Consider the following 26,340-nt stretch of genomic DNA (forward strand, 5'->3'; position numbering starts at 1 on the left):
ACCCAGACAGGACATCACATACTAAAACAAGTATGAAAGGAGCTCCTTTGCGGTGTATATAATAGAACAAATTATTACAAGTTTTATTGCTTCGGCGGCATTTGGCATCATCTTCAACGCTCCAAGGGAGTCTCTTGTCAAATGCGGCAGTGTCGGGATGTTTGGGTGGGTAATTTATTTTGTCATGACAGTGAAAGGGATGGATATCGTACTTGCAACGGTCACAGCATCGTTCTTAATCGCCGTCCTAAGCCAGATTTTTTCTAAAATCTATCGAACACCGGTCATCATTTTCAGTGTCGCTGGCATCATCCCGCTTGTTCCGGGAGGGATGGCATATGACGCTATGAGAAATTTTGTGCAAAATGACTATAATGCGGCCATCAGTCTTGCGGCGAAGGCATTTATGATATCAGGCTCGATTGCCATCGGGTTAATTTTCTCGGAAGTCATTAATCAGGTGATAAGGAACCGGAAGCTGAGTACATTAAAAGGCTGAGTAAAAAGAGGGATGGGTGTATGGAGAAAGAAGCTCTTAATATCTTTGATAAAGAAGGAAATCACATAGGTGTTGCTGGGCGTGATGAAGTTCACCGCGAAGGGCACTGGCACGAAACTTTTCACTGCTGGTTCATCAAGCGGGAAAATGACAATTGCTTTCTCTATTTTCAGCTGAGAAGCATGGATAAGAAAGATTATCCTAATCTGCTTGATATTACAGCTGCCGGGCATATCCTTTCTCATGAAACGTTTGAAGACGGAATCAGGGAAGTAAGGGAAGAGACGGGGATAGCGGTACAATACGAAGAACTCACATCGTTAGGCATGATTCCTTATGAAGTAATAATGAAAGATTTTATTGATAGAGAAAGAGCGTATCTTTTTCTTTATGAGTTTTCTGGAATAATGGGTGACTTCTCCCTGCAGCCGGAAGAAGTATCGGGAATCTACAGGGTGGAGCTTGACGATTTTGAGCAGCTGATTGACCGGAAGATAACCAGTGTGGAGTTAAACGGTTTCCATCTTACTGACAGCGGTGAAAAAGAATTGAAAACACTGAGAGCTGAAAAGGCTGCTTTTGTGCCTCATGAGGATTCTTATTATCGTGCAGTCCTCGACAGTATAAAAGTACATATATATAAGGAAGCAGAGGGATGGAAAACAATGTCATCCTGTTGTTAGTATTGCTTGTTGCGGGCGGCACAGTGTACCTGATGTATTACTATAGCCAGTACAATGTAAAAGATGATAAGACATCGGTCCAAACTAAAGTCCAATATTTCATTAACCGTGGAGAAACAGTCGAGAAGAAGCTGGAGGTAAAGAAAATTGTTCAATTGGATGAAACCAGTTCCTTTATTGTGATGTTTCAATTGCAAAATGGTAACATTGGAAGTTCCCACTTAAAAAAGGGGCTCAACAATAAATATAAGATTCTGGTTATGGAACAAATGATGTATGGTATGAAGACGTAACGACACATGATGGGACGTACGGTGTTCTGATTGGGAAAAACAGTGAACTCAATATAGATACAAGCGAAGCAAAGCTGATTCACGAAGAATACAGCTTCTCTATAGATGTTTCTCAACAACCTGTAATATTGGAATATATAAAACTTCCTACGGAACTGACTTCTGCTTTCCCAGCTGAAATCACCCTTTATAATGAACAAAATCAAATTATAGAATGATGTGCCAGGACCGCCAGCAAAAGGCGGTTCTTTTTTGCGTATTTTTAACCGTCAGAGCCGGGGTGTGTACCTTATGATGCAACATTGAAAAGGAGATAGTCTTATTAATCAAACGTTTGATTAACAAGGCTCTTTTCTTAAACTTTGCCTGCTACTTAATATGAAAGAATCCAGCTAAAATCCAAGGGAATATCAAGTGAGAAAAGAGCTGCTCTCCCTGTTCAGAGAGAAAAAAATATTAACCAGGGGGAATTCCGGCACAGAGGATTTTTCTGAACACAAATCTAGACGAAACAACCTTAACAAAAAAGGTTTTCCGTTTATAAAAACTTCCCAACCTGTACATAGATTGTTAATAATTTCGTAATATTTGCCCATTAAGATGTAATCAAGCAACAAGATAAAACAAAAAAACACAACAGTTGATTTTATATAAATGACCACACCTTTTAGAGGAGGAGTTAGAATGTTTGAACAAAACAACCAAAACGAAGAAATCTTAAATACAGAAGTAACAGAAACAGAAGAGAATGTGGCTAAAGCAAATATGCAAGGATCCGAAAAACAGAAAAAGCCATCAAAAGGAAGAGGTTTTCTATCAACCGTAGGAGCCGGTGTTATCGGTTCGGTCCTGACTCTGACAGTTCTGCCCCAGACTGATTACTATCAAAACTTTGCACCGACCACGATTCAGGAAACGGCGGGAGTCACTCAACAGGCAGAGACTTCAGCAGATTCATCAGGTATTAACGCTAAAAACGTATCTGCAGTCAGTGATGTGGCAAACATCGTCGAAGAGGCGTCAAAGGCGATTGTCGGCATTGTGAACTATCAGCAGCAAAGCAACAGATACACCGGAACTTCCCAGGAAGCGCAAGCAGGAACCGGTTCAGGGGTTCTCTTTAAGAAAGAGGGAGACAGTGCCTATATTATCACCAATAACCATGTAATCGAAAACGCCTCAAATATTGAGGTTTCCCTATATGATGGGCAAAAAACGACCGCCGAGCTGATCGGTGCAGATCCCCTGACTGATTTGGCAGTCCTGAAAGTTGATGGGAAATATGGGGACAACCTGCTGAAAATTGGAGATTCGGCTGAACTGCGCGCAGGGGAACAGGTTATTGCCATCGGAAACCCGCTTGGACTTGATTTATCAAGAACGGTCACACAAGGAATCGTAAGTGCGGTTGACCGGACGATCGCTGTCCCAACTTCCGCAGGCGAATCGGAGCTGAATGTCATTCAAACCGATGCAGCGATCAACCCGGGTAACAGCGGCGGCGCCTTGATTAATTCAGAGGGTGAGCTTATTGGAATCAACAGCTTGAAAATATCAACATCGGGTGTAGAGGGACTTGGATTTGCGATTCCAAGTAAAGACTTTCTTCCGATTGTCAATGAAATCATCGAGACTGGAAAAGTGGAGCGCCCTTACATTGGTATCGGAATGACAAGCCTGGCGGATGTTCCCCGAAGTTATTTGCCGGATCTTCCAAATGAAGTGACGGCAGGAGTCATTGTTGCCAATATTGATAAAACATCAGCGGCAGCAGAAGCAGGCATCCGGGCAGGGGACGTGATTACTGAACTGAACGGACAGGCAGTCGAAACACCTGCAGATTTAAGGAGACTTCTATACTCCGACCTGAAAGTGGGAGATAGGATTGACATGACAATCTACCGTGGCGCAGAAAAGATGAACGTCACGTTAACATTGACCAGCAATGCGATGATTAACTAAGGAATATTAAGGGTGCCTGGGATGAGGCACCCGCTACTGATTTTAAAAGGAGAGCGATGAAGTGATTAAGAACAATTCTATCAAATTACTAGGTTTAGTAGGAAGTGTAGTAGTCGTCTGCTTGATTATTACTGGCTTTATCTACGCAAAAGAGGATGTAGTGGCGAAAGTGGGAAGCAAGTCCATAAGCAAAGACGACCTTTACTCAATGTTAGTCGATCAGTATGGAGAAGCGGCGCTTGACACGTTGATTGCGGACAAGATTGTCGAGCTTGAAAAGTGACGAACAGAAGATAAAGGTAGCAGACAGTGAAATAGAGGACGAGCTGCAAAAAATAAAAGAATCCTATGGAGATGAAGAGGCCTTCAATCAGGCTTTGACAGCGAGCGGCACCAGCCTTGAGAGTGTCAAAGATAATATCGAATCCTATTTGTTAACACAGAAGTTGCTTCAGGACAGAGTTTCTGTAACAGATGATCAAATACAAGAATACTTTGAAGCCAATAAGGATGCATTTGCCCAGCAAGAGCAGGTAGAAGCAAGTCATATCCTGGTTGAAGATGAAGAAACAGCCAAAGCACTGAAGGGAAAACTGGATAACGGTGAGGACTTCGCCGAGCTGGCAAAAGAATACTCTACCGATACATCGAATGCGGAAACCGGCGGAGAACTTGGATTCTTTGCCAAAGGTGAAATGGTTGCTGAATTTGAAGAAAAAGCATTCTCTATGGAAACAGGGGACATCAGTGATCCGGTTGAGACGGAGTTTGGATACCATATCATCAAAGTGACAGATAAAAAAGAAGCTCAAGAAGCGGTCCTTGAGGATCATAAGGAAGAAATCCAAGAGATTTTAATCGATCAGGCCCTTCAAACGGAGTACCCGGTTTGGCTTGAAGAACAAAAAGCAGAATATAAAATCGAGAATCTGCTGTAAAAGCATTTTCTGATGATAGCGTGGATGAGCTTGAGAAGAGGGGCGGGGGCTTCAGCTACTGTCCCCCGTGTCTGCGCATTCTGTCTTCAAAATCCACAACTTTAATGAACCGGCAATCAATTGTTCATAATTTGGCAATAACTTCAGGAGATACTGATAGTGCAGAGGGTTGAATCACTGCCTGCATATCAGTTACATAAATAGATTCAATGCTTTAGCATAAAAAAGGAGGAAATGTAATCATGAAGAAAAAGACACTTACTTACGTATTGACAGGAGCACTTACTGTGGGGATTCTTGGAGCCATTCCGGCCCTTGCTGCAGAAGATGAAACAGCACCATCAACTGAGGCAGCGGCTGCCGGCACAGAAAAGGCGCAAGCATTTGGCGGGCATCATCATCGCGGAGGCGGCCATGGTCATGGTAAGTTCCACTTTGACGGGGATCAACTAAAAGAAAAAGCGAAAGCACTGGGAATTGATACAACTGACAAAGATACACGCGAACTTGCCAAAGAGGTAATGGAAGCCGAGTTAGAAAAGAAAGCGAAAGAATATGGAATTGAAACAGAAGGAAAAGAACATCGCGCCATCATGCAGGAAATTCGCCAGGCCCAGCTAGAGGAGAAAGCGAAAGAGCTCGGCATTTCGACCGAAGGGAAAGAGCAGGAGGAATTGGCTCAGGAAGTAAGAGAAGCTTTGGTCAAACAGAAAGCCGAAGAGCTGGGGATTGAAACAGAAGGCAAGGAACTGGATGAACTGGCTGATGAGGTAAGAGAAACAGCTTTGCAGAAGCAGGCTGAAGAGCTTGGAATCGACACAGAAGGAAAAGAAACAAAAGAATTAAAACGTGAAGTTTTTGATGCTTCGATCTTAAAGGCAGCTAAGGAATTGGGAATCGAGACCGAAGGAAAATCCACAAAAGAGCTTATGGAAGAAATCATGACCGACCATGCCGATGAAGCAAAAGAATTGGATATCTTCCCTTTCAATAAGGAAAAAGACTTCTTCTTCCATGGAGGGAAAATAGGCCATCACGGACACGGAAAAGGCTTTGGTTCACATATGGAAAAGAATTCAGAAGAATCAGGGGCAGACTCTGAAGTTACTTTATAAAACAGCTGTTTTCGTATAGATTGTTGTTATCGGAAAAATCCAAAGGACCGGATTTCACCTTAGGTATAAGGGCTTATCCCTTGAACTCAAATAGAGCTTTAGAAAAGTCCCTTATAAAAAGGAAATCTCCGCGAAGTTTTAAGTAGTTCAGTTTTGGAGTGTAAAACTAGAAAAAGCAGTTCAAACCGGACTGCTTTTTTACTATGTTTTCGTTATAAAAATCACATGATAAAGCCCTTTCACCAAGGGAGGAGAAAGGGGACTTAAAATAAGGGGAATTTTTTCCGCTAAGCTGCAGAATTTAGCTGAAGAGAGGTAAATAAGGGGAGGATTTACCGTTAAGCATGCTCAGTAATCAAATTTTCATGTTTTTTAGGTTAATAGCGGTAGATTTTCCCCTTATTTGACCTATTTTCCTCGACATTACTTCTATAAGGGGAATTTTTCCCCTTATGATATGGCTTTTACTATTTTGATCCTTGCTTCTACGGTGTAGGGGGCCTGGAATAAAGAACTTCCTATTGTACAAACGAAGGGCTTAATTTGAAGGTAAGTTTTTTTATTCCCTATGAAAACGAATGAACCATAGTGGATAAAATCGGTTCAAGTGAATTCGTCACGTAAATCAAAAGACTGCAAAATTTATTTCTGTATTGCGAAGACGTGATGCGATTTTAGATACGAATACACAGTTAAAAGTACAAGATATGCTGTACTATCCACAAAAAACAGCATACGAATAATGGTGCGAAGTCGTATGCTCATGACGATGATTTTTTATGGTTTGTACCTCTAAAGTGAACTGCTTACGCGAAGTTTGCGGGGGTTTTTCGTATTGTTTCCAATGAGACTCGTAAGGGAAAACTATTAGAAGGAATCAGTAAAAAAGACTATAATTTAACTAAGAACGTGAGTGAAAACGGGGAAAGGAACGATATTTATGAAAGTGCTGGTGGTAGAAGACAATGAAAGTGTCACATCCATGCTGGAGATGTTTTTTATAAAAGAAGGCATCCAGGGGGAATTTGTCCATGATGGCACGCAAGGGTACCAACGCTATAAGGAAGGCGAATGGGACTTGGTCATACTGGATTGGATGCTGCCTGGTATGGACGGTGTAACAATTTGCCGGAAAATCAGGGAAGAAGGGTCACACATACCGGTCATCATGCTTACAGCGAAAGATAGTGAATCTGACCAGGTGCTCGGGCTTGAACTCGGTGCGGATGATTATGTCACAAAGCCATTTTCGCCGTTGGCATTGATGGCAAGGATACGGGCTGTTACCCGCCGGTATCAAGGGGAGAAAAACAATGCTGGCGGGAATTCTGACATTTCAACAGCCGACTTCCAAATCAGCAAAGAGACAAGGGAAGTCCTCCTGAAAGGGGAACCCCTGACCAACTTGACTCCAAAAGAATTCGATTTGCTTTATTACCTTTCTCAGCATCCTCGCCAGGTCTTTTCAAGAGAGCAGCTGCTCGAACGCGTGTGGGGCTATGATTTTTATGGAGATGAGCGGACGGTCGATGTCCATATCAAGCGGCTCCGGAACAAAATCGGAAGTAAAGAGAAACCCTATCTGCATACCGTCTGGGGAGTAGGTTATAAGTTTGATGAATCGGCGGCCGATGATGAAAATTAGGTACTTATATCAGCTGCTCCTCAGCCATACGAGCGTACTGATCATCGCCTTTCTGATCCTTGGGACCCTTTTTTCCCATTATGTCGAAAATCTTGTATACGAAAACAAAGTAGAGGAATTGAGTTCGTACGGGGAAAAAATCTTATCAGACCTGGAAAGGCCCAGCCCAAGGAAGCCCCTTTATTTAGAAGAGTACAGCAATCTGCTTCAAGCAAGGAAGATTGATCTGATTACCTTTAATCAAAACGGGGCTGTATCTTTTTCCCGTGGAGGTATTTACCCTCGTATAGAATTGTCTGAGGACGAGTGGCAAAAGATCGAGCGGGGTGAAACGGTGCCGCTCAAAAAGGATTTTGGCCGTTTTAACCAGGCAGTATCGCTAGTCATCATGCCGAGAATAATCAATGACCAGCTCGCTGGCGGATTGATTCTGATCTCTCCCATCAGCGGAACAAGGGAAATGCTGAGTGAAATCAATAAATATTTATTGTATATTGTCTTCATATCATTGGCGATTTCACTTTTGATCAGCCTGTTTTTATCGAAACTTCATGTGAAAAGGATTCAGCGTATAAGGGATGCGACTTCCCTTGTATCCTCCGGGGACTACGACGTTCATGTGCCGAGTTCCAATTTTGATGAAATCGGTGACCTTGCTGATGACTTCAACAATATGGTCACCAAATTGCGTGCCTCCAAAGAAGAAATTGACAGCTTGGAAAATCGGAGAAGGCAGTTCATGGCCGATGTCTCGCACGAATTAAGAACACCTTTGACGACGATCCGCGGTGTCATTGAGGGAATACGTAACGACATGATTCCCGAAGAACAAAAGGAAAAAAGCTTTGGGCTGGTCAGCCAGGAAACCCGCAGGCTGATCAGGCTCGTAAATGAAAACCTGGACTATGAAAAAATACGCTCCAACCAGGTTTCCATCCACAAAGTCAGCGTGCCGCTGCTCGATGTATTTGAGGTCATCAAAGAGCAGCTTGACTTTCAGGCGGAAGAAAAACAAAATGAAATCCATATCGTGGCAGATTCAACAGTCGAGGTATACGCAGACTACGACCGCTTGATCCAAATTCTGATCAATATTACGAAGAACAGCATCCAGTTTACTACCGGCGGCTCGATTTGGCTGAGAGGCATTGCTTCCGGGGAAGAGACCATCATCGAAATTGAAGATACCGGAATGGGAATGGATCCGGAAGAAATTCAGTCGATTTGGCGGAGGTTTTATAAGGCCGACTTGTCGCGGACCAATAATCCCTACGGTGAATTCGGTCTGGGACTTTCCATTGTAAAACAATTGTTACTTATGCATAAAGGAACCATCGATGTTACCAGTGAAAAAGGAAAAGGCACAAAGTTTGTCATCCGCTTGCCGCTTGAAGAAAAAGAAGGCTGATCAATTTGATCAGCCTTCTTTTTGTTTGTTTTTTAGGAGAGGTATAGAATCCAAGGGCTCGCTGGTCATGTTCGCAAGTGGTAAGGTCCCTTTGCAATGATGACATCCAGTTGGGACAGGAATTTCCTTAGCTTTCCTTTTGAACTAATTTACCCTTTTCCTTAGGTTTCACATAATTTCTTTGCACGTCATATTCTTCTCTAAGCTGCTTGAGCAAGCCATAGCACATGACAAGCACGACAAATGTAAGCGGAAGCGCACTTACGATGATAGCTGTCTGCAGTCCTGACAGGCCGCCGGACGCCATCAGAACAAGTGTGGATGCGACCAGGATAATTCCCCATACCACTTTCACACTGTTAGCAGGGTTTAATTTACCCCCTGTTGTCAGCATTCCTAGAACAAAGGTTGCGGAATCGGCTGATGTAACGAAGAAAGTCGTGATAAGAGCGACAGTCAACACCGATAGAATTGCGCCGAACGGAAGATGTTGATAAGTAAAAAATAGAGCCGTTTCCAGGCTTTGTCCTGAAACATCCAAGCCCTTCATCATCTCAAGGTGGATTCCCGTCCCGCCGAATACAGTAAACCATAAGGTACAGACAAGGGTTGGAACTAATAGGACCGCAATCGTGAACTCACGGATGGTACGTCCTTTAGACACACGTGCAATGAACATTCCCACAAATGGAGTCCACGAAATCCACCAAGCCCAATAGAACACAGTCCAGCCCTGGGTCCAAGCAGCTTCATCCGCATTGAAAGGGGACAAACGCAAGCCCATTTGAACGACGTTTTGCAAATAGCTGCCCATGGTGGTGGTAAACATGTTCATTAAGAATAACGTTGGACCAAGTATGAGCATGGCAATAAATAATAAGACAGCTAATGACATATTGATATTACTTAATAACTTGATTCCTTTCGAAATGCCTGTAGTCGCTGAAACAATGAAAAGTACAGTGATAATCATCATAATGATGAACTGGACAAAAAAGTTGTTCGGAATTCCAATCAGATACTCCAGTCCAGCATTAATCTGTTGAGATCCCAATCCTAATGATGCTGCAACGCCGAATAATGTCGCAAACACGGCGACAACATCAATTGTCTTACCAATTGGGCCTTTCACCTTTTCACCAATCACAGGATGAAGAGTCGCGCTCATTAATCCAGGAGCACCTCTGTTAAACTTTTGATAAGCCAGTGCCAATGCAACGATGGCATAGATCGCCCAGGCATGCAGTCCCCAATGAAGCCAGGTATATCGCATTCCTGTAATTCCTGATTGGGCCGTCCCGCCTTCTCCTACAGGTGGCGAGGAAAAGTGAGCGATCGGTTCAGAGACACCGTAAAATAAAAGACCGATTCCCATTCCGGCCGAAAATAGCATAGCAAACCAGGTGGGTCTGCTGAATTCAGGTTGTGAATCTTGTTTTCCTAGTTTGATTTTTCCATATTTACTGAAGATCATAAACGCGGCAAATATGAGGAAAAAGGTGGCGACCAGCTGATAAAACCAGCCGAATTTCTCAAGTACGAATCCTTTTGCTACGTTCATTGCAGATCCCAATTGTTCAGGTATCAACACCCCTATTAGAACAAAAATAACTGCAATTCCTACCGAGATCCTAAAAACGGACCTATCCATTTGCATCAATCCTTTACTACTTTAATAGATAATCTTAAGTACTAGTACAAATATTCATTAAACCATATTTTGAATAAATAGAAAAATGCCTGTAGTCTTCATTTTTCGTCAAATTTCGCAATTTTCAACATAGAGAACAGTTTATCCATGTCAGGTATACAATTACTAGGGAATGGTTGTGAATACGCCTTCATTCTCATTTGAAAGCCATTAACCATCTCCAGCTAGTATCCTTTTGCTGCAAAGGTCCTGAAAATTTCCTCTATGACCTTTGTTCTTATTTGTATTCATCAAGTGTGTGCCCCTTAATGTGCTGCAAGCAAAGGAAGGAGCTAGTACGTATAGGTATCTATATGTTGGATATAAGTTAATTAGCAAAAGAGGTAAATACATGCACCACTCCCAACTATATAGAATTTTCAGTACTCGATAATCCACCACTACTTTCAAACTGATAAATTACTTTACTTTTTAAAACGCTGTTTTCGTATATATTGTTGCTCTCGGAAAAATCCAAAGAGCCGGATTTTTCCCTTGGAGACAAGTGCTTTTGTCTCTGAAAGAGGTGAATTAGCTCTTTTCTTCCTTGTTTATCAGGCTATTCCTGGTTAATTAAGTAGATTTTTTAAAATTTGTATTAAATAGCAACAATGTTTACGAAAAGAGCCTTTTAAAAAAACTAAGGCATTTATAACCCACTGCCAGATTTATGCTAAACACACGATTACCCCGCCATCCTTAAGGGAAAACAGACACCAAAAAGGAGGCGTAAATATGGAGTGGATGCCGTTAATTCTGGCGATTGTGCTGGCAGCTGTACACTTGATGGCCAGGAAAATGGTGTTTTTGGAGTCGATACCAAGGAGTAAATTCCTCTCGATTGCCGGCGGGGTGTCTGTAGCCTATGTATTTATTCACATACTGCCTGAGTTAAATGAACATCAGGAGTCGATTGCAGAATCGGTTGAGTTAATTGCATTTCTTGAACATCACGCCTATTTACTGGCAATGCTCGGTCTTGTCATTTTCTATGGGCTGGAGAAGGTAGTCCAGGACTCCAAGAAGGAGAATGAAGAAGTGGTGCATAGACCAAAGAAGTCAGCGTTCTGGCTTCATATCAGTTCGTTTTTTATATACAACGGCCTGATCGGATATCTTCTTGTTCATAGGGAAGAAACGGGCCTGCTTAACTTGATGTTATACGGAATAGCCATGGCCCTTCATTTTGTAGTGGTGGACTTTGGCCTCCGGGAGCACCATAAGGAAAGATATGACCGGGAAGGGCGCTGGCTGCTTGCCTTTGCGATTGTCATTGGGTGGGCCATCGGATTTTTAACTGAAATTCCTGAAGCGTTGCTCGCGCTGTTATTTGCATTCTTATCAGGAAGTATCATTCTGAACGTGTTGAAAGAGGAGCTTCCTCAGGAACGGCAAAGCAGCTTCTGGGCTTTCGCGCTTGGAGGAATTGCCTATGTGATCCTGCTGTTAAGTGTGGGATAGAAAAGGCGGCTGTATAGTCCGCCTTTTTCTTATGCTCTAACCACTTTAGTACACTACCGCACGAAAAGGGACAGTCCCTCTTCGTGCGGTAATGCGTTAAAGCGCTAAGAGGGACTGTCCCTTTTAGGGTTTTAAAGTATTAAAGCGTTAAGTAACATCAGGTTCAAACTATTTTGAAATATCAGGGGAAGCCTTTATAATAAATAGGATAAAATACGGATTCCGAAATATATATGAACATCCATGAATGATGGGGGAACCTAGATGAAAAAAATGCTGTCTTTCTTGAAGAATTACCGGCTGGCAATGGGAGTTGCCTGGACATTGATGTTGATAGAACTGGCGGTGGAATTACTGCTCCCTTTGTTTATGGCCAAGGTGATTGATGAAGGGATTTTACAAGGGGATATGTCAGCTGTCTGGTATTGGGGCGGGATAATGACTGCGCTCGCTTTAATCGCTTTTGTTTCAGGGATGACAAATTCCTTTTTTGCGGCTCATGTCAGCCAGGGAGCAGGTTATGATATCAGAAAAAGTCTCTATGAAAAAATTCAACGTTTCTCTTTTTCTAACTTCAGCAAGTTCCCATCCTCTTCCTTGATTACGAGGCTGACAAATGATGTTAATCAGATTCAAAATACCATTTTCACATCACTTAGGATTATGATGAGGGCTCCGCTTCTTGTCATTGGTGGCACGGTGATGGCCTTAGTCGTCGATGTGAAGATTGGGATCATTCTGCTGCTCGTTATTCCGTTTATCGTCTTTTTCTTATTGTGGGTATTGAATACAGGCTGGACGATGTTCAAGTATGTTCAACAGAAGCTCGACTCCGTGAATGATGTCATACAGGAGAACCTCAGGGGGATGAGGATCATCAAAGCCCTCCTGAGGGGAAACCATGAGAATGGCCGCTTTATTGAAGCGAATAAAACGTTAATGAAAAAGACAGTAAGTGCCCTGAGGTTGATGGAAACGATCATGCCGGTGCTGTTTATTGTCATGAATGGTAGTATTTTATTCATTCTTTGGATGGGCAATATTGAAGTAACAAGCGGAAATGCGGCAGTCGGTGATGTCGTGGCGATCGTCAACTATGCGACCAGGATTACGGGAGCTTTTTCAGTTTTTGCTTTTATCATTATGAGCTTTTCTAGGGCAAGAGCCTCTGCCGGAAGGATCTCAGAAGTGCTTGAAACCGATATCGACCTTGTCGACTCGAAGAATAGTGATCCTTCCTTGAAAGTTAAAGAAGGTAAAATTGAGTTTAAAGGTGTCTCGTTTCACTATCCCGGCACAAAGGCAGAGGTGCTGGATGAAATAAACCTTAAAGTACAACCGAAGGAAGTGGTGTCAGTCCTGGGAGCGACCGGTTCAGGAAAAACATCCCTGTTTCAGCTGATTCCAAGGCTGTATGAGGCGACGGGCGGGAAAATCCTTATCGATGGAATAGAAATTGAAAGATATAAATTGGAAAACCTGCGGAAAAGTATCGGATTTGTTCCACAGGAAGCGCTGTTGTTTTCAGGAAGTATCAAAGAGAATATTGCCTGGGGAAAAGAGGATGCTTCCATGGAGGAAATCGTTGAGGCTGCTAGGGCAGCACAGATTCACACGTTAATTGAGGGACTGCCGGCAGGATATGATACAGTGCTAGGTCAAAAAGGTGTCAATCTTTCGGGTGGACAGAAGCAGCGTCTCTCCATTGCCAGAGCGCTCGTAAGGAAACCGAAGATACTCATACTTGATGACAGCACCAGCGCATTGGACTTGAAAACAGAGTCCAGACTGATCCAAGCGATTGGAAACTATTCTTGTACAATTCTGATTGTGACACAGAAAATCAGTACAGCCATCCAGTCGGATAAAATCTTCCTGATTGAAGACGGAAAGGTGATAGCGGAAGGACGTCATGAGGAATTAATAACGAATTCCCCGCTTTATGGAAAAATCTTTCAATCTCAATTTGGAGAGGAGAGCCTCGAGTATGCCAAGGCATTACAGTAACGCGCCAAAGAGTAAACCGAAAATAAAGAATTGGAAGGGAACGGTCAAGAGGATCTGGCGTTACCTTTCCAAAGAGAAAGGTCTTTTAAGTTTAGTCATTTTAATGGTCGTCATCAGTTCTTTTCTGGGACTCCTTGGCCCTTTCCTGGTCGGGATGGCCATCGATGATTACATTGTGACAAAAGATGCCGGCGGACTGCTTGAGCTCATCCTCTGGCTGGTTGTCGTCTACGTTGTCTATTCTGCTGCGATGTGGCTGCAGGCCTATTGGATGATTGGGATTGCGCAGCACACGGTTTACCGGATAAGGACGGAACTTTTTCAGCAACTGCACAAACTGCCTATCCCGTTCTTTGACCGCCGCCAGCACGGAGAATTGATGAGCAGGGTCACCAATGATATGGAAAATGTCAGTTCAACGCTCAACAGTTCAGTGATCCAAATCTTCTCCAGTGTCCTCACCTTGCTGGGCACCGTGGGAGTGATGCTGTGGCTGAGCCCCCTTCTTACCCTGATTACAATGTTGATCATTCCGGCAATGTTCCTGGGTCTTAAATGGATTACCAGCCGGACAGGAAAACTGTTCAAGGAAACGCAGAAAAACCTGGGGGATCTGAATGGATACATAGAGGAAACAGTATCTGGGCAGCGGATCGTCAAAACTTTTTCACAGGAAAAAAAAGTCATGGAAGATTTCCTAGTGAAAAGTGACAGGTTAAAAACTTCTGCTTATTGGGCGGCAACTTATTCAGGATTTATCCCCAAACTTATGAACATGCTCAATAACTTGAGCTTCGCAGTCATCGCAGGAGTTGGCGGAATACTGGCTGTTCAGGGGGTTATTACAATCGGGGTCATCGTCATCTTTACCGAGTACGCCCGTCAATTCACGAGACCGCTGAATGATCTCGCCAACCAGTTCAACACTCTGTTATCAGCGGTCGCAGGGGCGGAAAGGGTGTTTGAGATACTCGATGAAGAGAAGGAAGAAAAAGATGAGGGAAGAGCTTCTGCTGTTGATGAAATCGTGGGAGAAATTGAATTTTCGCATGTTACATTCTCATATGACAAAGTAACAAAAACGGTTGAGGATATTTCCTTCAAAGCTGAACCTGGCCAGACCATAGCACTGGTGGGACCGACTGGCGCAGGAAAAACCACCATTACCAATATTCTGTCGAGGTTTTATGATCATGATGAAGGAAAGATTACAATTGATGGAAAAGACCTGATGGAGATAAAAAGAGAAAGCCTGAGAAAGAACATGGGATTTGTGCTGCAGGATTCTTTTCTATTCCAGGGCACGATCCGTGAAAATATCCGTTATGGCAAGCTGGATGCAAGCGACCTGGAAGTGGAAAAGGCAGCAAGGGAAGCCAATGCCCACTCTTTTATCATGAAATTACCGGAACAATACGAGACGGTGCTCACCCAAGACGGCGGCGGGATCAGTCAGGGGCAAAAGCAATTGCTTTCAATCGCCCGGGCTATTTTATCAGATCCATCGCTCTTGATTTTGGATGAAGCGACAAGCAGTATTGACACTGTGACAGAAGTGAAAATCCAGGAGGCCTTGCAGCGGTTGATGAAGGGCAGAACGAGCATGGTCATTGCCCATCGTCTGAACACGATCCAGTCAGCCGACCAGATTCTTGTACTGCAAAGCGGAAAAATCACGGAAAGGGGCTCACATGAAGAATTGCTGAAGCAGAAAGGGTTTTATTACGAACTATACAATAGTCAGCTGCGTGAAATCAGTTGAAAAAGGATGTCCAACACGACCTTGGACATCCTTTTTATTTGGCAATTTTTTAATGTATTTTCAGTTAACCCGTCTATTATAAACAAGCAATAACACAAGTGAAATTCCCATAAAGCCGATCAGTGCGAGGTATGCCCTTTGAAAGTCGCCAGTGGTAAACCCTTGGCCATGCCATTCCAGCAGGATGGCTCCAACAACCGATCCGGAAGCACTTCCGACAAAATGGGTCAGTTGCTTCATGCCGATCCCCGAGCCGACATATTCTTTAGAGAGGATCCTGGAGGCTTCATTGGTGGAACTGGATGAAAGACTCGAAAACCCAAAACTGGTAAACATGTACCCTGCCATTATCCAATACTCGCTCAGAGGAGAGAGAAAGTAGAAGAAGAGGGTTGAAACCAAAAGTAGGGCATGGGCACCAAACAGGACATTTATATTTCCGTAGCGGTCGATCAGCTTTCCTACGTATATGGCAGCCACAGCAGAAAACATGGCTCCAGGGAAAATAATGAATCCAATCGATGAAGGGGCTTTGGAATATATGCTCCCCAGCATCAGGGGCATGAGAAGCAGGATGGCAAAGTGTGTTAGAAAGCCAAGGAAGCTGATATACAGCAGGAGCCGATATCTTTTATCCTTAATCAAAGCAGGCTGAATGAATGGCAGTGAGGAACGATTGATTTGCAGCCACAGTAACCCGAGCAGCAGGGTACCCGCCAGGAAAAATATCCAGTTGAACGTTGACAGGAACAACAAGAAGGCTGTGACGGAGAGACCTGTCAGTACAGCTCCGATAAAATCAAAACTCCCTTTTTCCACCTTTTCTTCAGGCAGGATTCGAAGTAAAACAGGAATTAACAGCATCACCATGAGCGTCACAAGAAATAAGTAATTCCAGGAGAGCTTCTCTGTGATCATTCCTCCGACAACCGGTCCCAGGCCGAATCCCAGGGAAGAGGCAGAGGCAATCATAGCCATCGCCCGCCCTCGTGCAGCGAAGGGGATGAACCGGCTGGCAAATACCATCGATAACCCCGGGATGGCGGCTGCGCCGGTTGCCTGCAAGAGCCTGGCCGCTAAAAGCAAACTGTAGCTCTCCGCAAAAAAGCCGACGATGGATGACAATCCAAACAGCGAAATACCGATGGCGATCAACAGGCGGATGGGCAGATAATCAGAAAGTCTTGTATAGGTAATTGTGCAGATTGCCAGAACAATAGAATATCCGGAGACGACCCACGCGCCTTCGGAAGCCGATATTGAAAAATCCTGAAGGATATTAGGAAGTGCAACATTGAACATTGTCGTATTCATTACCACAAGCCAGATTGCCAGACTCAGAACAATAACCGTCTTAGAGTAGCTTCTGCTTTGAGCTTCAACAGTCGTATCCATAGGAGGCACCTCCTCAATCTAATTATTTAGTCACTCGAAACACTATACCATATTCAACCGCTGAGTGACAGGCACGTCCCAGGATTTGTGAAATCACGTTCTTAAAAATGATGAAGGTGAGTGAACCCGTATGTTACTTACTGGAGAAAGAATTTATTTACGGCCGTTTGAAGATAATGATGCTGAGTCCCTCCTCAGGCTCGTCAAAAGAAATAAAACGTTTTGGGGACAGACGGAACCAGAATGGCAGGCCGGTTATTATACCTTTGAAGGCCAGCTTCAGAATATACACTATTTCCGGGAAGGTTTTCGAAGGGGACAGTTTTATACGCTTGGTATCTATGACAAAGGAAATCAGCGTCTTATCGGCATCGTCAACCTTTACGATGTAAAAGGCGGCCCCTTCCAATCGGCGATGGCAGGGTATTCAGTTGACAAAAAACATATTGGGAAAGGAATCGCTTCAGAAAGTCTGCAGCTTTTGCTGTCTTTTGCTTTTCAGGTCTTGCAGTTGAACAGGGTAGCAGCTGAAGTATTGCCCCGAAACGGATCTTCCCTCAGAGTGCTGGAAAAGGCCGGTTTTCAGAAGGAGGGATTCAGGCGGGATAACATCTTGATTGGAGGGGTATGGGAGAGTCATCTGCAATATGCCCTTTTGAAAAAAGAATGGACCTTTCGGAAAAGAGTGTAGCAAAAACTAATACCGTTAGTTATAATAAAACTAATGGTATTAGTTTTATGGAGGGGGGGAGAAATCACTTATGCAAGTAACTAAAAGAAATCACCTATATCAATTAGCTTTCATGCCGAAATTTTTTCCGGTCAATTGCTACCTGGTTGAAGAAGAGGACAGTTTAACTTTGATCGATGCAGCCTTGCCGTTCTGTGCAGCTGATATCTTAAAGGCAGTTGAGAATATTGGGAAGCCGCTTAAGAGGGTTTTACTGACCCATGTACACTCTGATCATATAGGTGCCCTGGATAAACTAAAGGCTGCACTTCCTGAATTAGAGGTATGGGTACCTGCACGTGAGGAACGATTAATGAGGGGTGACAGGAGCCTGGATCCAGGCGAATCGCCAAAACCAATCAAGGGCGGGCTGCCTGAAAAGCTTAAAACAAAGGCGGATTTCTTCATGAATGACGGTGACAAAATCGGGTCTCTATCAGCCAGTGAAACACCTGGCCACACCCCTGGCTCCATGTCATTTCTTGATACCAGAGATGACTCTCTGATTGCAGGAGATGCTTTTCAGACAAGGGGCCGTGCAGCCGTGGCGGGACAGCTGGTGATTACATTCCCCTTTCCTGCCATGGCGACGTGGTGCAAGGATACGGCCCTGCTGAGTGCAGAAAAAATTAAAAGCCATAATCCTTCCCTGCTGGCTGTAGGACATGGTAGAATGCTTGAAAACCCGGCGGCTCATATCGAAAAGGCGATTCAGTATGCCAAACGAGCATTGCAGGAAGGAAGGGATTTCGATGTCACCAAGAATGGGACTTACAAAAGATAAAATAGTGGATACAGCGGGAAAAATGGCTGATCGGAATGGAATGGAGTCAGTGACGATCGCCAATTTGGCGAAAGAACTGCAAATCCGCCCCCCTTCTTTATATAACCACATCAAGGGATTAGATGAGCTGAAAACAATCCTGGCTGTCCACGCCTTGAATGGCCTTTATCAGGACATGAAATCAGCAACAGAAGAAAAAGAGGGGGATGATGCGGTTCAGGCGTTGGGAACTTCTTATTTTTCTTTTGCCCGTAAACATCCCGGATTATATGAAGCAGCATTGCTGGCTCCTGATCCAAGGGATAATGATGTACAGGAAGCAGGAAGTCAAATTGTTCATTTGGCTCTTGAAACACTGAAATACCTGGAACTCTCAAAAGAAGATGCCCTTCATGCCGTAAGAGGGATGCGCAGCCTGTTTCACGGGTTCGCCTCTTTGGAGCAAAAGAGTGGATTCGGTCTGGACCTGAGTGTAGATGAGAGTTTGGAAAGAATGGTCCGCACATTTCTTATAGGAATAAAGCATAGAGACATGCCTATTAAAGAAAAGTTACTTTAACTGCACAACAAAAAGAACGTTAGAGAAGATTTTTACTCAACGTTCTTTTTAATGGTCTGATTCCCTTTTAGCTATGAAAAAATGATGAAAACCGTACATCAGCATGGATTTCGTCAAGAAAAAAGTCAGTAGCTGAAGTTGACTCATACGGATCAGTGTCCAGACACCGAGTTTCTTAAACCATTTATAAAATGGATAAACAAAAAATGTATCCATAACCAAATTCAGAAACAGAAACAATGGGAGTTTCCCATAGGTGTATTTAAGGATGAAAATACTTCCGGTGAAGAACGGGCCTATTGCAAAAGGGATAATGCCTCTCAGCCTTGAGGAAAAATTGGGGTACACGATCCACCACTTACATTTTTCAGCAACAGCATCCTCAACCAATACAAATATACTCATGAACAAAGATGCCGGCATAAAGCGCTTAATGGATTTCCATCCTGCTAGCGGAAGGATCAGCCAGGAAAAACCCAGTAACAGCAGTATCAGAATACGTGACAATTTCATCATTCATCCTCCTTGCGCTTAATTTGGCTTTTACTGGCAAGGAATATGCATAATTTGTAATTTGGATATTAAACCAGAACCGTGACCCTATGAGAAGGAGATCGAGTGTGAAGGGGTACGAAAAGCGGAGAAACGTGCACCTGCAGACGGGAATCTGAGTCTATAATGATATGAATACCGGAGAAACGTACCATTACAGAAGGGAAAGTGGGTCTATAATGGGTCGATTAGCAAGGAAACATACCATTACAGAAGGGAATTTGAATCTATAATGGTACGATTAGCCGAATACCATACAATACAGGGACTATCAGGGCTTGAAGTGATATGATCATTCCAAAGATGCCTTGAATAGTCCCAACATGTACCATGCGCAAGAAGAGGGCAAACTAAAAAAGCGGCATAGGGCCGCTCTTTCGTTTAATATTAACAAATTCTGCTGATGAATTAGTGCTTAGCCCAATGCTCTGGCCCTCAGTAAAACAAAAAGTATACCCTGGTAAGTGAAATTGACTCGCCTTACACCTGTCCCATCCCTAAAATCAAGCATCCAGCACAGAGGATTTCAGGCTTCGTCAAAGGGCAGTGCCCCTCACTTCAGTCAAAGTATCCATACCACATCCAGAGTCCTCAAGTCTCACATCATAAAAAACAGTTTATAGTCTCTTCAATTATCATTTATGATGAAATGGACATTTTCCTGTAATGGGCTCCACATCGTCCCCGATGAAATACTGTTTCCATTCACGGTGTTCAGGGTCCCCATAATGGCTGATGTTTGGGTGTTTTGGGAGGTTGTCCCATTTTTCTACTCTTTCCCTGACTTTCTCTCGTGACATAACGCCTCCTTTTGAAGTCCCTTCAAGCCCATCAAATATCCTTCTTGGCTGAAAGCCCAGTACAAGGGAATTGCCGAGGTCCCTTGTTTTTCTTTGTTTGTAGGCAGGAGCGTTGCCAAATACGAAGTAAGGCTCCTCTGCAAAAGAGAACGCCCAGAGATGATGATCCGGATCCTGTGGATAGTCTTTAGGCCATGGCTTTGTATCTTTATCATGTAGAAATTGAAGGATGTTCCAGAAGTATTCGCGATAATAAGGAATATCCTTTTCTTCTTTTTCAGGTTCTACAAATAAGAATAAGCCATGCCGGATCAATTTAGGACTGTCGAATAAAGAAATGAATTGTTCCAACGTATTAGGCAGGCTAGACCAGTCGTCATGGGTAATATATGAGTACCTCAGTTCACCTTTTTTCTCACCGGACATCCCGAAGTAGCACGGAAAGGTTTTATCCGTGACGGTGTCTCGGAATGTTTTATATTCGTCCATCACCCATTGTGGTACCTTGTCAGGGTTGGTCATATCTTCTTTGGTCAATAAACGGTGTTCAGTAGCAATCGTCATAGTATCTCCTCTTTTTCCATAAATAGTGTTCATATTCTCTACCCTTTCTGAAGAAAGAAAAACGTACAAACTCTCTTTTTGTGGAAAAACTTGGTTTGAGCGAATGGTTTATTCCCATTTTCGAAAGGGTAAATTTTTTGTGTAACCAAATCCCAATCAATAGGATTGCAAGGAGGTACTACGAATGGAAAAGAGTATAGTTGGAGCGTATGACTCTACTACAGAAGTAATGGATGTCATTAACAGCCTTACAAAAGACGGATATACAGAAGAGGATATTCTCGTGATCTCAAACAGGGATGACATTAATACATTGGACAATACTTCCGGCCTTCATGTGGAACACCCCGATGTGAACCATGAATCGCGCAGCCTCTGGGATAAAATTAAAGACTCGTTCATGGTCAAGGAACATGAAGGATCAACCAATGATTTATCACAATATGAAATACCGCTCAATCAAGTTGGTACCTATCAATCAAAACTTGAAGACGGCAAAATTCTTGTTGCTGTAGCAGCAAAGGATAAATATGTACTGAGCCACGGTGGTGAGGTGGTGGATACCGGTGCGAATATCAAGCCTGTGTCAGGTGAAGATGATAGGGAGGAAGTAAACGCGGTCAGGAACCAGACGTCAACGGAAAGCTATCAAAGTTCTCCGACGGCAGGAAAAAGTGTCGGAAATCACGGGGCTGAACCTGAGGACCTGAGATCCGGTAACGTGGATACAACAGAGGATACCATCGGTGGAAATGTCGGCAACACGCTTGGAGGAAAGCTCGGAACACCGGAAGCTGAAAGATATTCCGCTGGGCAGGAAGGGTTGGTTGGCAGTCCGGTCGAAGAGGAACCTTCCAATCTGAAAAATAAACAAAAAGATAGATTTTAACTGGAATAATAGAAAGGGTCCTCAATCCCGTAAAAGCCGCTGCTAAAGAGCAGCGGCTTTTTTACGTAAAAAATTTCCCATCAGACTCTCTTAATCTAAGGCTGTATTCTTATAGATTGTTGCTTTCGGAAAAATCCAACGGGCCGGATTTTTCCCTTCAGGTACAAGGGCTTATCTAACTGAACAAGGCTTTCTTGTTTAACAGGGGGATATCTGTAAATTATGGCCATATCTCTTGAACTTCATATTTTATAGCAACAAAGTTTTAGAAAAGAGCCTAATCTAAACATGTAATTAATAGGAAAGTTGGAAACATTTTTAGGAGAGGAAAACGTTTTTTATCCGACCACCCGGGTAACTTTTCTTATGTAGCATAAAAATCAAGGGAGGTAATTTACAGTGGAAAAACACATTATTGGAGCATATGATTCAACTAATGAAGCTGCAGCCGTAGTGGAACAACTGTCAAGAAAAGGATACTCCCCTGAAGAAATCCTGGTCGTGTCGAATAGAGACCAGTTAGGTTCATTGGAGAACAAGACTGGCCTTCAAGTAGAGCACCATAATGGAACAGAGTCCCATGACGAATCCATGTGGGATAAAATCAAAGAAGCATTTACCTTGGATGAAGAAGATCATTCAGAAAACCGCTTGTCAAAATATGGGCTTTCAGATGCTGAAGCGAAAAGTTATGAATCAGAATTGCATGACGGTAAAATCCTTATTGCAGTAGAGGGAGATTCCCGCGTCGAGATGGAAAATGATAAAGCTGGGTTCAGCAGGCCGGATACAGGCGGAGAGGATTATACAGCAGACTGGACCACTGACACAACGGAAGAACAGTCTATGGAGCTTCGTGAAGAGCGCTTAAATGTAGATAAAGAAGAAGTGAAGACCGGAGAGGTTTCCATCGGGAAAGAAGTAGTGGAAGAGAAAAGAAGTGTGGATGTGCCTGTGAAGCATGAAGAAGTATATGTGGAAAAGAGACATGTCCAAGATGGGGAAATGAGAAATACTTCCGCAGAACTGGGTGAAGATGAGGAAATACGAATACCGGTTGTTGAAGAAAGAGTGGAAGTCAAGAAGAAACCAGTTGTGACGGATGAAGTTGTGGTAGGTAAACGAACAACAGAAGAAACGGAACATATCAGTGATACTGTGAAGAAAGAAGAGGTTCATTTGAATAAAAATGGTTCCTCAAAAGTACAAGGTGAAGATAAACTGGATCATCAAGCTGCTAATGGGACGTATGCGACTGGCCAGGAAGGCTTGACTGACACTGCAGGCATGGGTTCTGAGAAAGAAAGGCGAGACTATAAGAATTCTGAAAATGCAGATGAGGTAGATTCCAGAAGAAATGACTACCGAGGAGACATTTAAGAAAAGAAGCCCCTGCTGAAACTTCAGCAGGGGTTTTTACGTGATAATTTCATAAATCCTCTTGATTAAATGGACTCCTGCCATTAAAATTTAATTTTAAAAAAAGATTGTCTAAATAGCCGGTTATAAAATATAATTCAAATAGAAACAAAATTCTGATTTTAAAGGGGGAGTATTTTTGGAAGCAGTTGTTGGCTGGCTTAATGGGATATTGTGGAGTTCGCCCGTCATTTATCTGATTTTGGCATTAGGACTTGTATTTTCAATTATGACTCGTTTTCTTCAGGTAAGACACATTAAAGACATGTTCAAATTGATGTTCCAAGGCAAGAGTTCAGATGCAGGGGTATCATCGTTCCAAGCTTTGGCATTATCATTATCAGGACGTGTAGGTACAGGTAATATCGCCGGTACGGCAACGGCTATTGCATTTGGAGGACCTGGAGCGGTTTTCTGGATGTGGACGATTGCCTTCATCGGGGCAAGCTCGGCATTTATTGAATCGACTCTTGCTCAGATCTACAAAGTGAAGCAGGACGGACAGTACCGCGGGGGACCTGCCTACTACATTGAAAAAGGAATGGGCTGGAGATGGTACGGTGTCATCTTTGCGGTAGCATCCATTTTAGCAATGGCATTATTGATGCCGGGGATTCAATCCAACTCAATTGCACTTGGTCTTGAAAATGCGTTCGGCCTTAACAAATGGATCACAGCCATCACGCTTGTCGTCCTTCTGGGCGTAATCATATTTGGCGGGGTTAAGCGTATTGCCAAGGTTGCTCAGTATGCAGTACCATTCATGGCGGTGGGGTACATTTTCCTATCTTTGATCATCGTTATCATGAATATTGCAGAACTTCCTGGTGTATTTGCTCTTATTTTTAAAAGTGCATTCGGAATGGACTCAGCCTTCGGAGGAATTATCGGTATGGCTGTCGCGTGGGGTGTAAAGCGCGGAATCTATTCCAACGAAGCCGGTCAAGGTACTGGCCCGCACGCAGCAGCGGCAGCGGAAGTTTCCCATCCAGCGAAGCAGGGGCTTGTCCAATCCGCTTCTGTTTATATTGATACGCTGCTTGTATGTTCGGCTACAGCATTTATGATTCTTTTTACAGGAGCTTACAATGTTGAAAAGGCTGATGGCACAATGATCGTCAGCAACCTTGAAGGGGTCGAAGCAGGTCCTGGATATACACAGGCAGCCATTGAAAGTGTCCTTCCTGGATTCGGGGCAGGATTTGTGGCAGTGGCACTATTCTTCTTCGCCTTCACAACGATCATGGCTTATTATTATATTGCTGAAACAAACGTAGCCTACATTTTCAGAGGGAAGAACAATCAAATGGCTATTACCGCATTAAAGATCGTCCTTCTTGGAGCGACGTTATATGGTGCAGTGAAAACGGCCGGTCTTGCATGGGCTATGGGTGATGTAGGACTTGGAATCATGGTGTGGCTGAATATGATTGCGATTGTCCTTCTCTACAAACCGGCTTTAAAAGCTTTGAAAGACTATGAAGAGCAGAAGAAAGCGGGGCTTGATCCAGTATTCGATCCAGTTAAGCTGGGAATCAAGAATGCTGATTATTGGGAAAACGAAGCAAAACCTGATCACGAGAAAGTATCATAATTCTAATCGGTAAATGAAGGACCTCCTATGTTGGGAGGTCCTTTTCTGTATATCGAAGTTTAATAGAGTGAGCGGTGAAGCGGCCATAAAGCCTTCCGGCATAAAACAATGTCTCCCTTGATAATTGTGATTTATATACGGTCAGTGAGCAAATTATTGCAAACACAGGCAGGGGATTGGCGATAATTGTCGTATTCTATGAATATACTACTAGAGAAGAGGAAATTCATATGCTTGCTGAGAAACTGTTACTTCATGTTTTTATCATTCTGGCCCCAATATTGGTGTACAGTTCTTTTTTTGAAAACCGGCGCATTGGTAATTCGTCCTATTTTATCGGAATGATGTATGGTGTTTCGGCAATATTATGTCTGGCAGTCTCTTATTACAGTTACGGGCTTTATTGGGACCTCCGCTATGTCCCGCTCGTCTTGTCTTTCTTGTATGGCGGTCCGGTAGCGGGCGTGATAACGTTTCTTTCTATCATTGGAGCAAGGACTTTTATGGGAGGAGACGCTCTATTGTTTGGATATATTAGTGCGACTCTCGCTGCCTCTGTTCCTTTCTTTTATGTTAAACGGTTTTGGAGACATCAGGTAAGGAGAAGAATTATCACAGCGATTTGGTTGGGCACTTGGCCGTCATTTATCATGTTGTCGATTTTGATGTCCTGGCTTTATTTTTCAGATAACCCGGTCTATGACATTAAGGAACTGACCATCTATGTGCTGATGTTTGGACTTATTCAAATAGTCGCAATAGGCTTTGCTTCCATGCTTCACGAAGCTGTCCTTGAAAGGCGGATGATGAAAAAAGAAATGCAGCGGGCTGAGAAACTGAATACACTTGGAGAACTAGCCGCATCCATCGCACATGAAGTTCGTAATCCGCTTACGGTTGTGAAAGGGTTTCTTCAATTGATGAAAGGTCAGGAAAAACAACAGAATGACAACTATAAATATCTCAGTCTTGTTTTAAGTGAGTTGGCTCGGGCTGAAGCGATTATCAATGATTACTTGAATTTCGCTAAACCACAATTCGAAAAGATAGAAAGGCTTGACTTGTCCGTGACTTTGTCAGATGTTGTGGCCCTTCTGCATCCACTGGCCATCAAGCAGGGAGTTGAACTTCACAGCGACCTTGAGGAAGGGGTGTATCTTTTTACCGATCGTAATCAAATCAAACAGGCCCTTGTCAACATCATCAAGAATGCCATTGAAGCGACCGATCATGGGGGCAGGATTGATGTCTCATTAAAATCTGAAGGACAGGAAGCAGGGATTACTGTAAAAGATAATGGTAAAGGAATGACCAAAGAACAGTTGAGCCGGATTGGCACCCTGTTTTATACAACCAAGGATAAGGGAACCGGCCTGGGCACCATGGTCTCGTTGCGGATCATTGAGGCAATGGAAGGGAAACTCACATATCACAGTGAACCTGGAAAAGGGACGGAAGTGAAAATAAGCTTACCCTTAGTAAGACAGTCTAAAGATTTAAAAAGGGATGAAAGCACAGAAAAAATCATCTGAAAAGCAAGGGTATCCAGTGATTAGGGTTTCCTTAAACATTAAAGGAGTGCGGCTCATCA

23 protein-coding genes are annotated in these 26,340 nt (G+C 43.4%); 19 read left to right on the forward strand and 4 right to left on the reverse strand.

Annotation, left to right across the window (positions count from 1 at the left end; genetic code table 11):
- Positions 1 to 52: 52 nt before the first annotated feature.
- The 9 genes from V1502_RS03505 to V1502_RS03545 all read left to right on the forward strand — a co-directional run bounded on the left by V1502_RS03505 (position 53) and on the right by V1502_RS03545 (position 8,543).
- Positions 53 to 499 carry a threonine/serine exporter family protein gene (locus V1502_RS03505; RefSeq protein WP_409253010.1) on the forward strand — a complete coding sequence of 149 codons (447 nt, stop codon included), beginning with the start codon at positions 53 to 55 and terminating at the stop codon, positions 497 to 499.
- Positions 500 to 519: 20 nt separating this feature from the next.
- Positions 520 to 1,182: an NUDIX hydrolase gene (locus V1502_RS03510; protein ID WP_409253011.1), complete on the forward strand. Its 663-nt coding sequence runs from the start codon at positions 520 to 522 to the stop codon at positions 1,180 to 1,182.
- Positions 1,155 to 1,475 (forward strand): hypothetical protein, encoded by a 321-nt coding sequence (locus V1502_RS03515; protein WP_409253012.1) that lies wholly within the window; start codon positions 1,155 to 1,157, stop codon positions 1,473 to 1,475. The genes V1502_RS03510 and V1502_RS03515 overlap by 28 nt, the downstream gene beginning before the upstream one ends.
- Before the next feature lie 684 nt (positions 1,476 to 2,159).
- Positions 2,160 to 3,437, forward strand: coding sequence for a S1C family serine protease (locus V1502_RS03520; protein ID WP_409253013.1), 1,278 nt, complete (start codon positions 2,160 to 2,162; stop codon positions 3,435 to 3,437).
- 61 nt (positions 3,438 to 3,498) lie between these two features.
- The gene (locus tag V1502_RS03525; protein WP_409253014.1) at positions 3,499 to 3,720 is read left to right on the forward strand and encodes a hypothetical protein; all 222 of its coding nucleotides are present in this window, start codon (positions 3,499 to 3,501) and stop codon (positions 3,718 to 3,720) included.
- Positions 3,710 to 4,375 (forward strand): peptidylprolyl isomerase, encoded by a 666-nt coding sequence (locus V1502_RS03530; RefSeq protein ID WP_409253015.1) that lies wholly within the window; start codon positions 3,710 to 3,712, stop codon positions 4,373 to 4,375. Before V1502_RS03525 ends, V1502_RS03530 begins: the two co-directional genes overlap by 11 nt.
- 242 nt (positions 4,376 to 4,617) lie before the next feature.
- On the forward strand, positions 4,618 to 5,490 hold the full coding sequence (locus V1502_RS03535; protein WP_409253016.1) for a hypothetical protein: 873 nt from the start codon (positions 4,618 to 4,620) through the stop codon (positions 5,488 to 5,490).
- 940 nt (positions 5,491 to 6,430) lie between these two features.
- The gene (locus V1502_RS03540; RefSeq protein WP_409253017.1) at positions 6,431 to 7,135 is read left to right on the forward strand and encodes a winged helix-turn-helix domain-containing protein; all 705 of its coding nucleotides are present in this window, start codon (positions 6,431 to 6,433) and stop codon (positions 7,133 to 7,135) included.
- Positions 7,125 to 8,543: a sensor histidine kinase gene (locus tag V1502_RS03545; protein WP_409253018.1), complete on the forward strand. Its 1,419-nt coding sequence runs from the start codon at positions 7,125 to 7,127 to the stop codon at positions 8,541 to 8,543. Before V1502_RS03540 ends, V1502_RS03545 begins: the two co-directional genes overlap by 11 nt.
- Positions 8,544 to 8,670: 127 nt before the next feature.
- Here the strand turns inward: V1502_RS03545 and V1502_RS03550 are convergent, their stop codons facing one another.
- A complete protein-coding gene (locus tag V1502_RS03550) occupies positions 8,671 to 10,200 on the reverse strand; it encodes a glycine betaine uptake BCCT transporter (protein WP_409253019.1) in 1,530 nt (509 codons plus the stop codon).
- 768 nt (positions 10,201 to 10,968) lie between these two features.
- On the opposite strand from V1502_RS03550, the gene V1502_RS03555 reads away from it, so the two are divergent.
- The 3 genes from V1502_RS03555 to V1502_RS03565 all read left to right on the forward strand — a co-directional run bounded on the left by V1502_RS03555 (position 10,969) and on the right by V1502_RS03565 (position 15,463).
- Complete coding sequence (locus V1502_RS03555) at positions 10,969 to 11,694, forward strand: hypothetical protein (RefSeq protein ID WP_409253020.1); 726 nt, start codon at positions 10,969 to 10,971, stop codon at positions 11,692 to 11,694.
- Positions 11,695 to 11,958: 264 nt separating this feature from the next.
- On the forward strand, positions 11,959 to 13,701 hold the full coding sequence (locus tag V1502_RS03560; protein ID WP_409253021.1) for an ABC transporter ATP-binding protein: 1,743 nt from the start codon (positions 11,959 to 11,961) through the stop codon (positions 13,699 to 13,701).
- Positions 13,682 to 15,463: an ABC transporter ATP-binding protein gene (locus tag V1502_RS03565; RefSeq protein WP_409253022.1), complete on the forward strand. Its 1,782-nt coding sequence runs from the start codon at positions 13,682 to 13,684 to the stop codon at positions 15,461 to 15,463. The genes V1502_RS03560 and V1502_RS03565 overlap by 20 nt, the downstream gene beginning before the upstream one ends.
- Positions 15,464 to 15,523: 60 nt before the next feature.
- Here the strand turns inward: V1502_RS03565 and V1502_RS03570 are convergent, their stop codons facing one another.
- A complete protein-coding gene (locus V1502_RS03570; RefSeq protein ID WP_409253023.1) occupies positions 15,524 to 16,858 on the reverse strand; it encodes an MFS transporter in 1,335 nt (444 codons plus the stop codon).
- A gap of 130 nt (positions 16,859 to 16,988) precedes the next feature.
- On the opposite strand from V1502_RS03570, the gene V1502_RS03575 reads away from it, so the two are divergent.
- From V1502_RS03575 to V1502_RS03585, 3 genes are all read left to right on the forward strand, one after another.
- Positions 16,989 to 17,549, forward strand: coding sequence for a GNAT family N-acetyltransferase (locus V1502_RS03575; protein WP_409253024.1), 561 nt, complete (start codon positions 16,989 to 16,991; stop codon positions 17,547 to 17,549).
- 70 nt (positions 17,550 to 17,619) lie between these two features.
- Entirely contained in the window at positions 17,620 to 18,372 is a 753-nt protein-coding gene (locus tag V1502_RS03580; RefSeq protein WP_409253025.1) for an MBL fold metallo-hydrolase, read from the forward strand.
- Positions 18,341 to 18,931 (forward strand): TetR/AcrR family transcriptional regulator, encoded by a 591-nt coding sequence (locus tag V1502_RS03585; protein ID WP_409253026.1) that lies wholly within the window; start codon positions 18,341 to 18,343, stop codon positions 18,929 to 18,931. The genes V1502_RS03580 and V1502_RS03585 overlap by 32 nt, the downstream gene beginning before the upstream one ends.
- Positions 18,932 to 18,979: 48 nt before the next feature.
- Here the strand turns inward: V1502_RS03585 and V1502_RS03590 are convergent, their stop codons facing one another.
- Positions 18,980 to 19,444 (reverse strand): hypothetical protein, encoded by a 465-nt coding sequence (locus tag V1502_RS03590; protein WP_409253027.1) that lies wholly within the window; start codon positions 19,442 to 19,444, stop codon positions 18,980 to 18,982.
- A 674-nt stretch (positions 19,445 to 20,118) separates the two neighbouring features.
- Positions 20,119 to 20,880: a YqcI/YcgG family protein gene (locus V1502_RS03595; RefSeq protein ID WP_409253028.1), complete on the reverse strand. Its 762-nt coding sequence runs from the start codon at positions 20,878 to 20,880 to the stop codon at positions 20,119 to 20,121.
- Positions 20,881 to 21,031: 151 nt separating this feature from the next.
- Here V1502_RS03595 and V1502_RS03600 point away from each other — a divergent pair, with 151 nt between their 5' ends.
- The 4 genes from V1502_RS03600 to V1502_RS03615 all read left to right on the forward strand — a co-directional run bounded on the left by V1502_RS03600 (position 21,032) and on the right by V1502_RS03615 (position 26,281).
- Entirely contained in the window at positions 21,032 to 21,736 is a 705-nt protein-coding gene (locus tag V1502_RS03600; RefSeq protein ID WP_409253029.1) for a general stress protein, read from the forward strand.
- Positions 21,737 to 22,135: 399 nt separating this feature from the next.
- Positions 22,136 to 23,116 carry a YsnF/AvaK domain-containing protein gene (locus tag V1502_RS03605; RefSeq protein ID WP_409253030.1) on the forward strand — a complete coding sequence of 327 codons (981 nt, stop codon included), beginning with the start codon at positions 22,136 to 22,138 and terminating at the stop codon, positions 23,114 to 23,116.
- Positions 23,117 to 23,294: 178 nt separating this feature from the next.
- On the forward strand, positions 23,295 to 24,749 hold the full coding sequence (locus V1502_RS03610; protein WP_409253031.1) for an alanine/glycine:cation symporter family protein: 1,455 nt from the start codon (positions 23,295 to 23,297) through the stop codon (positions 24,747 to 24,749).
- Between the two features lie 230 nt (positions 24,750 to 24,979).
- Positions 24,980 to 26,281 (forward strand): ATP-binding protein, encoded by a 1,302-nt coding sequence (locus V1502_RS03615; protein WP_409253032.1) that lies wholly within the window; start codon positions 24,980 to 24,982, stop codon positions 26,279 to 26,281.
- The last annotated feature ends 59 nt before the right edge of the window (positions 26,282 to 26,340 follow it).

Origin of the sequence: Rossellomorea sedimentorum (genome assembly GCF_046237645.1) — a bacterium.
GTDB classification, from domain to species: Bacteria; Bacillota; Bacilli; order Bacillales; family Bacillaceae_B; genus Rossellomorea; species Rossellomorea sedimentorum.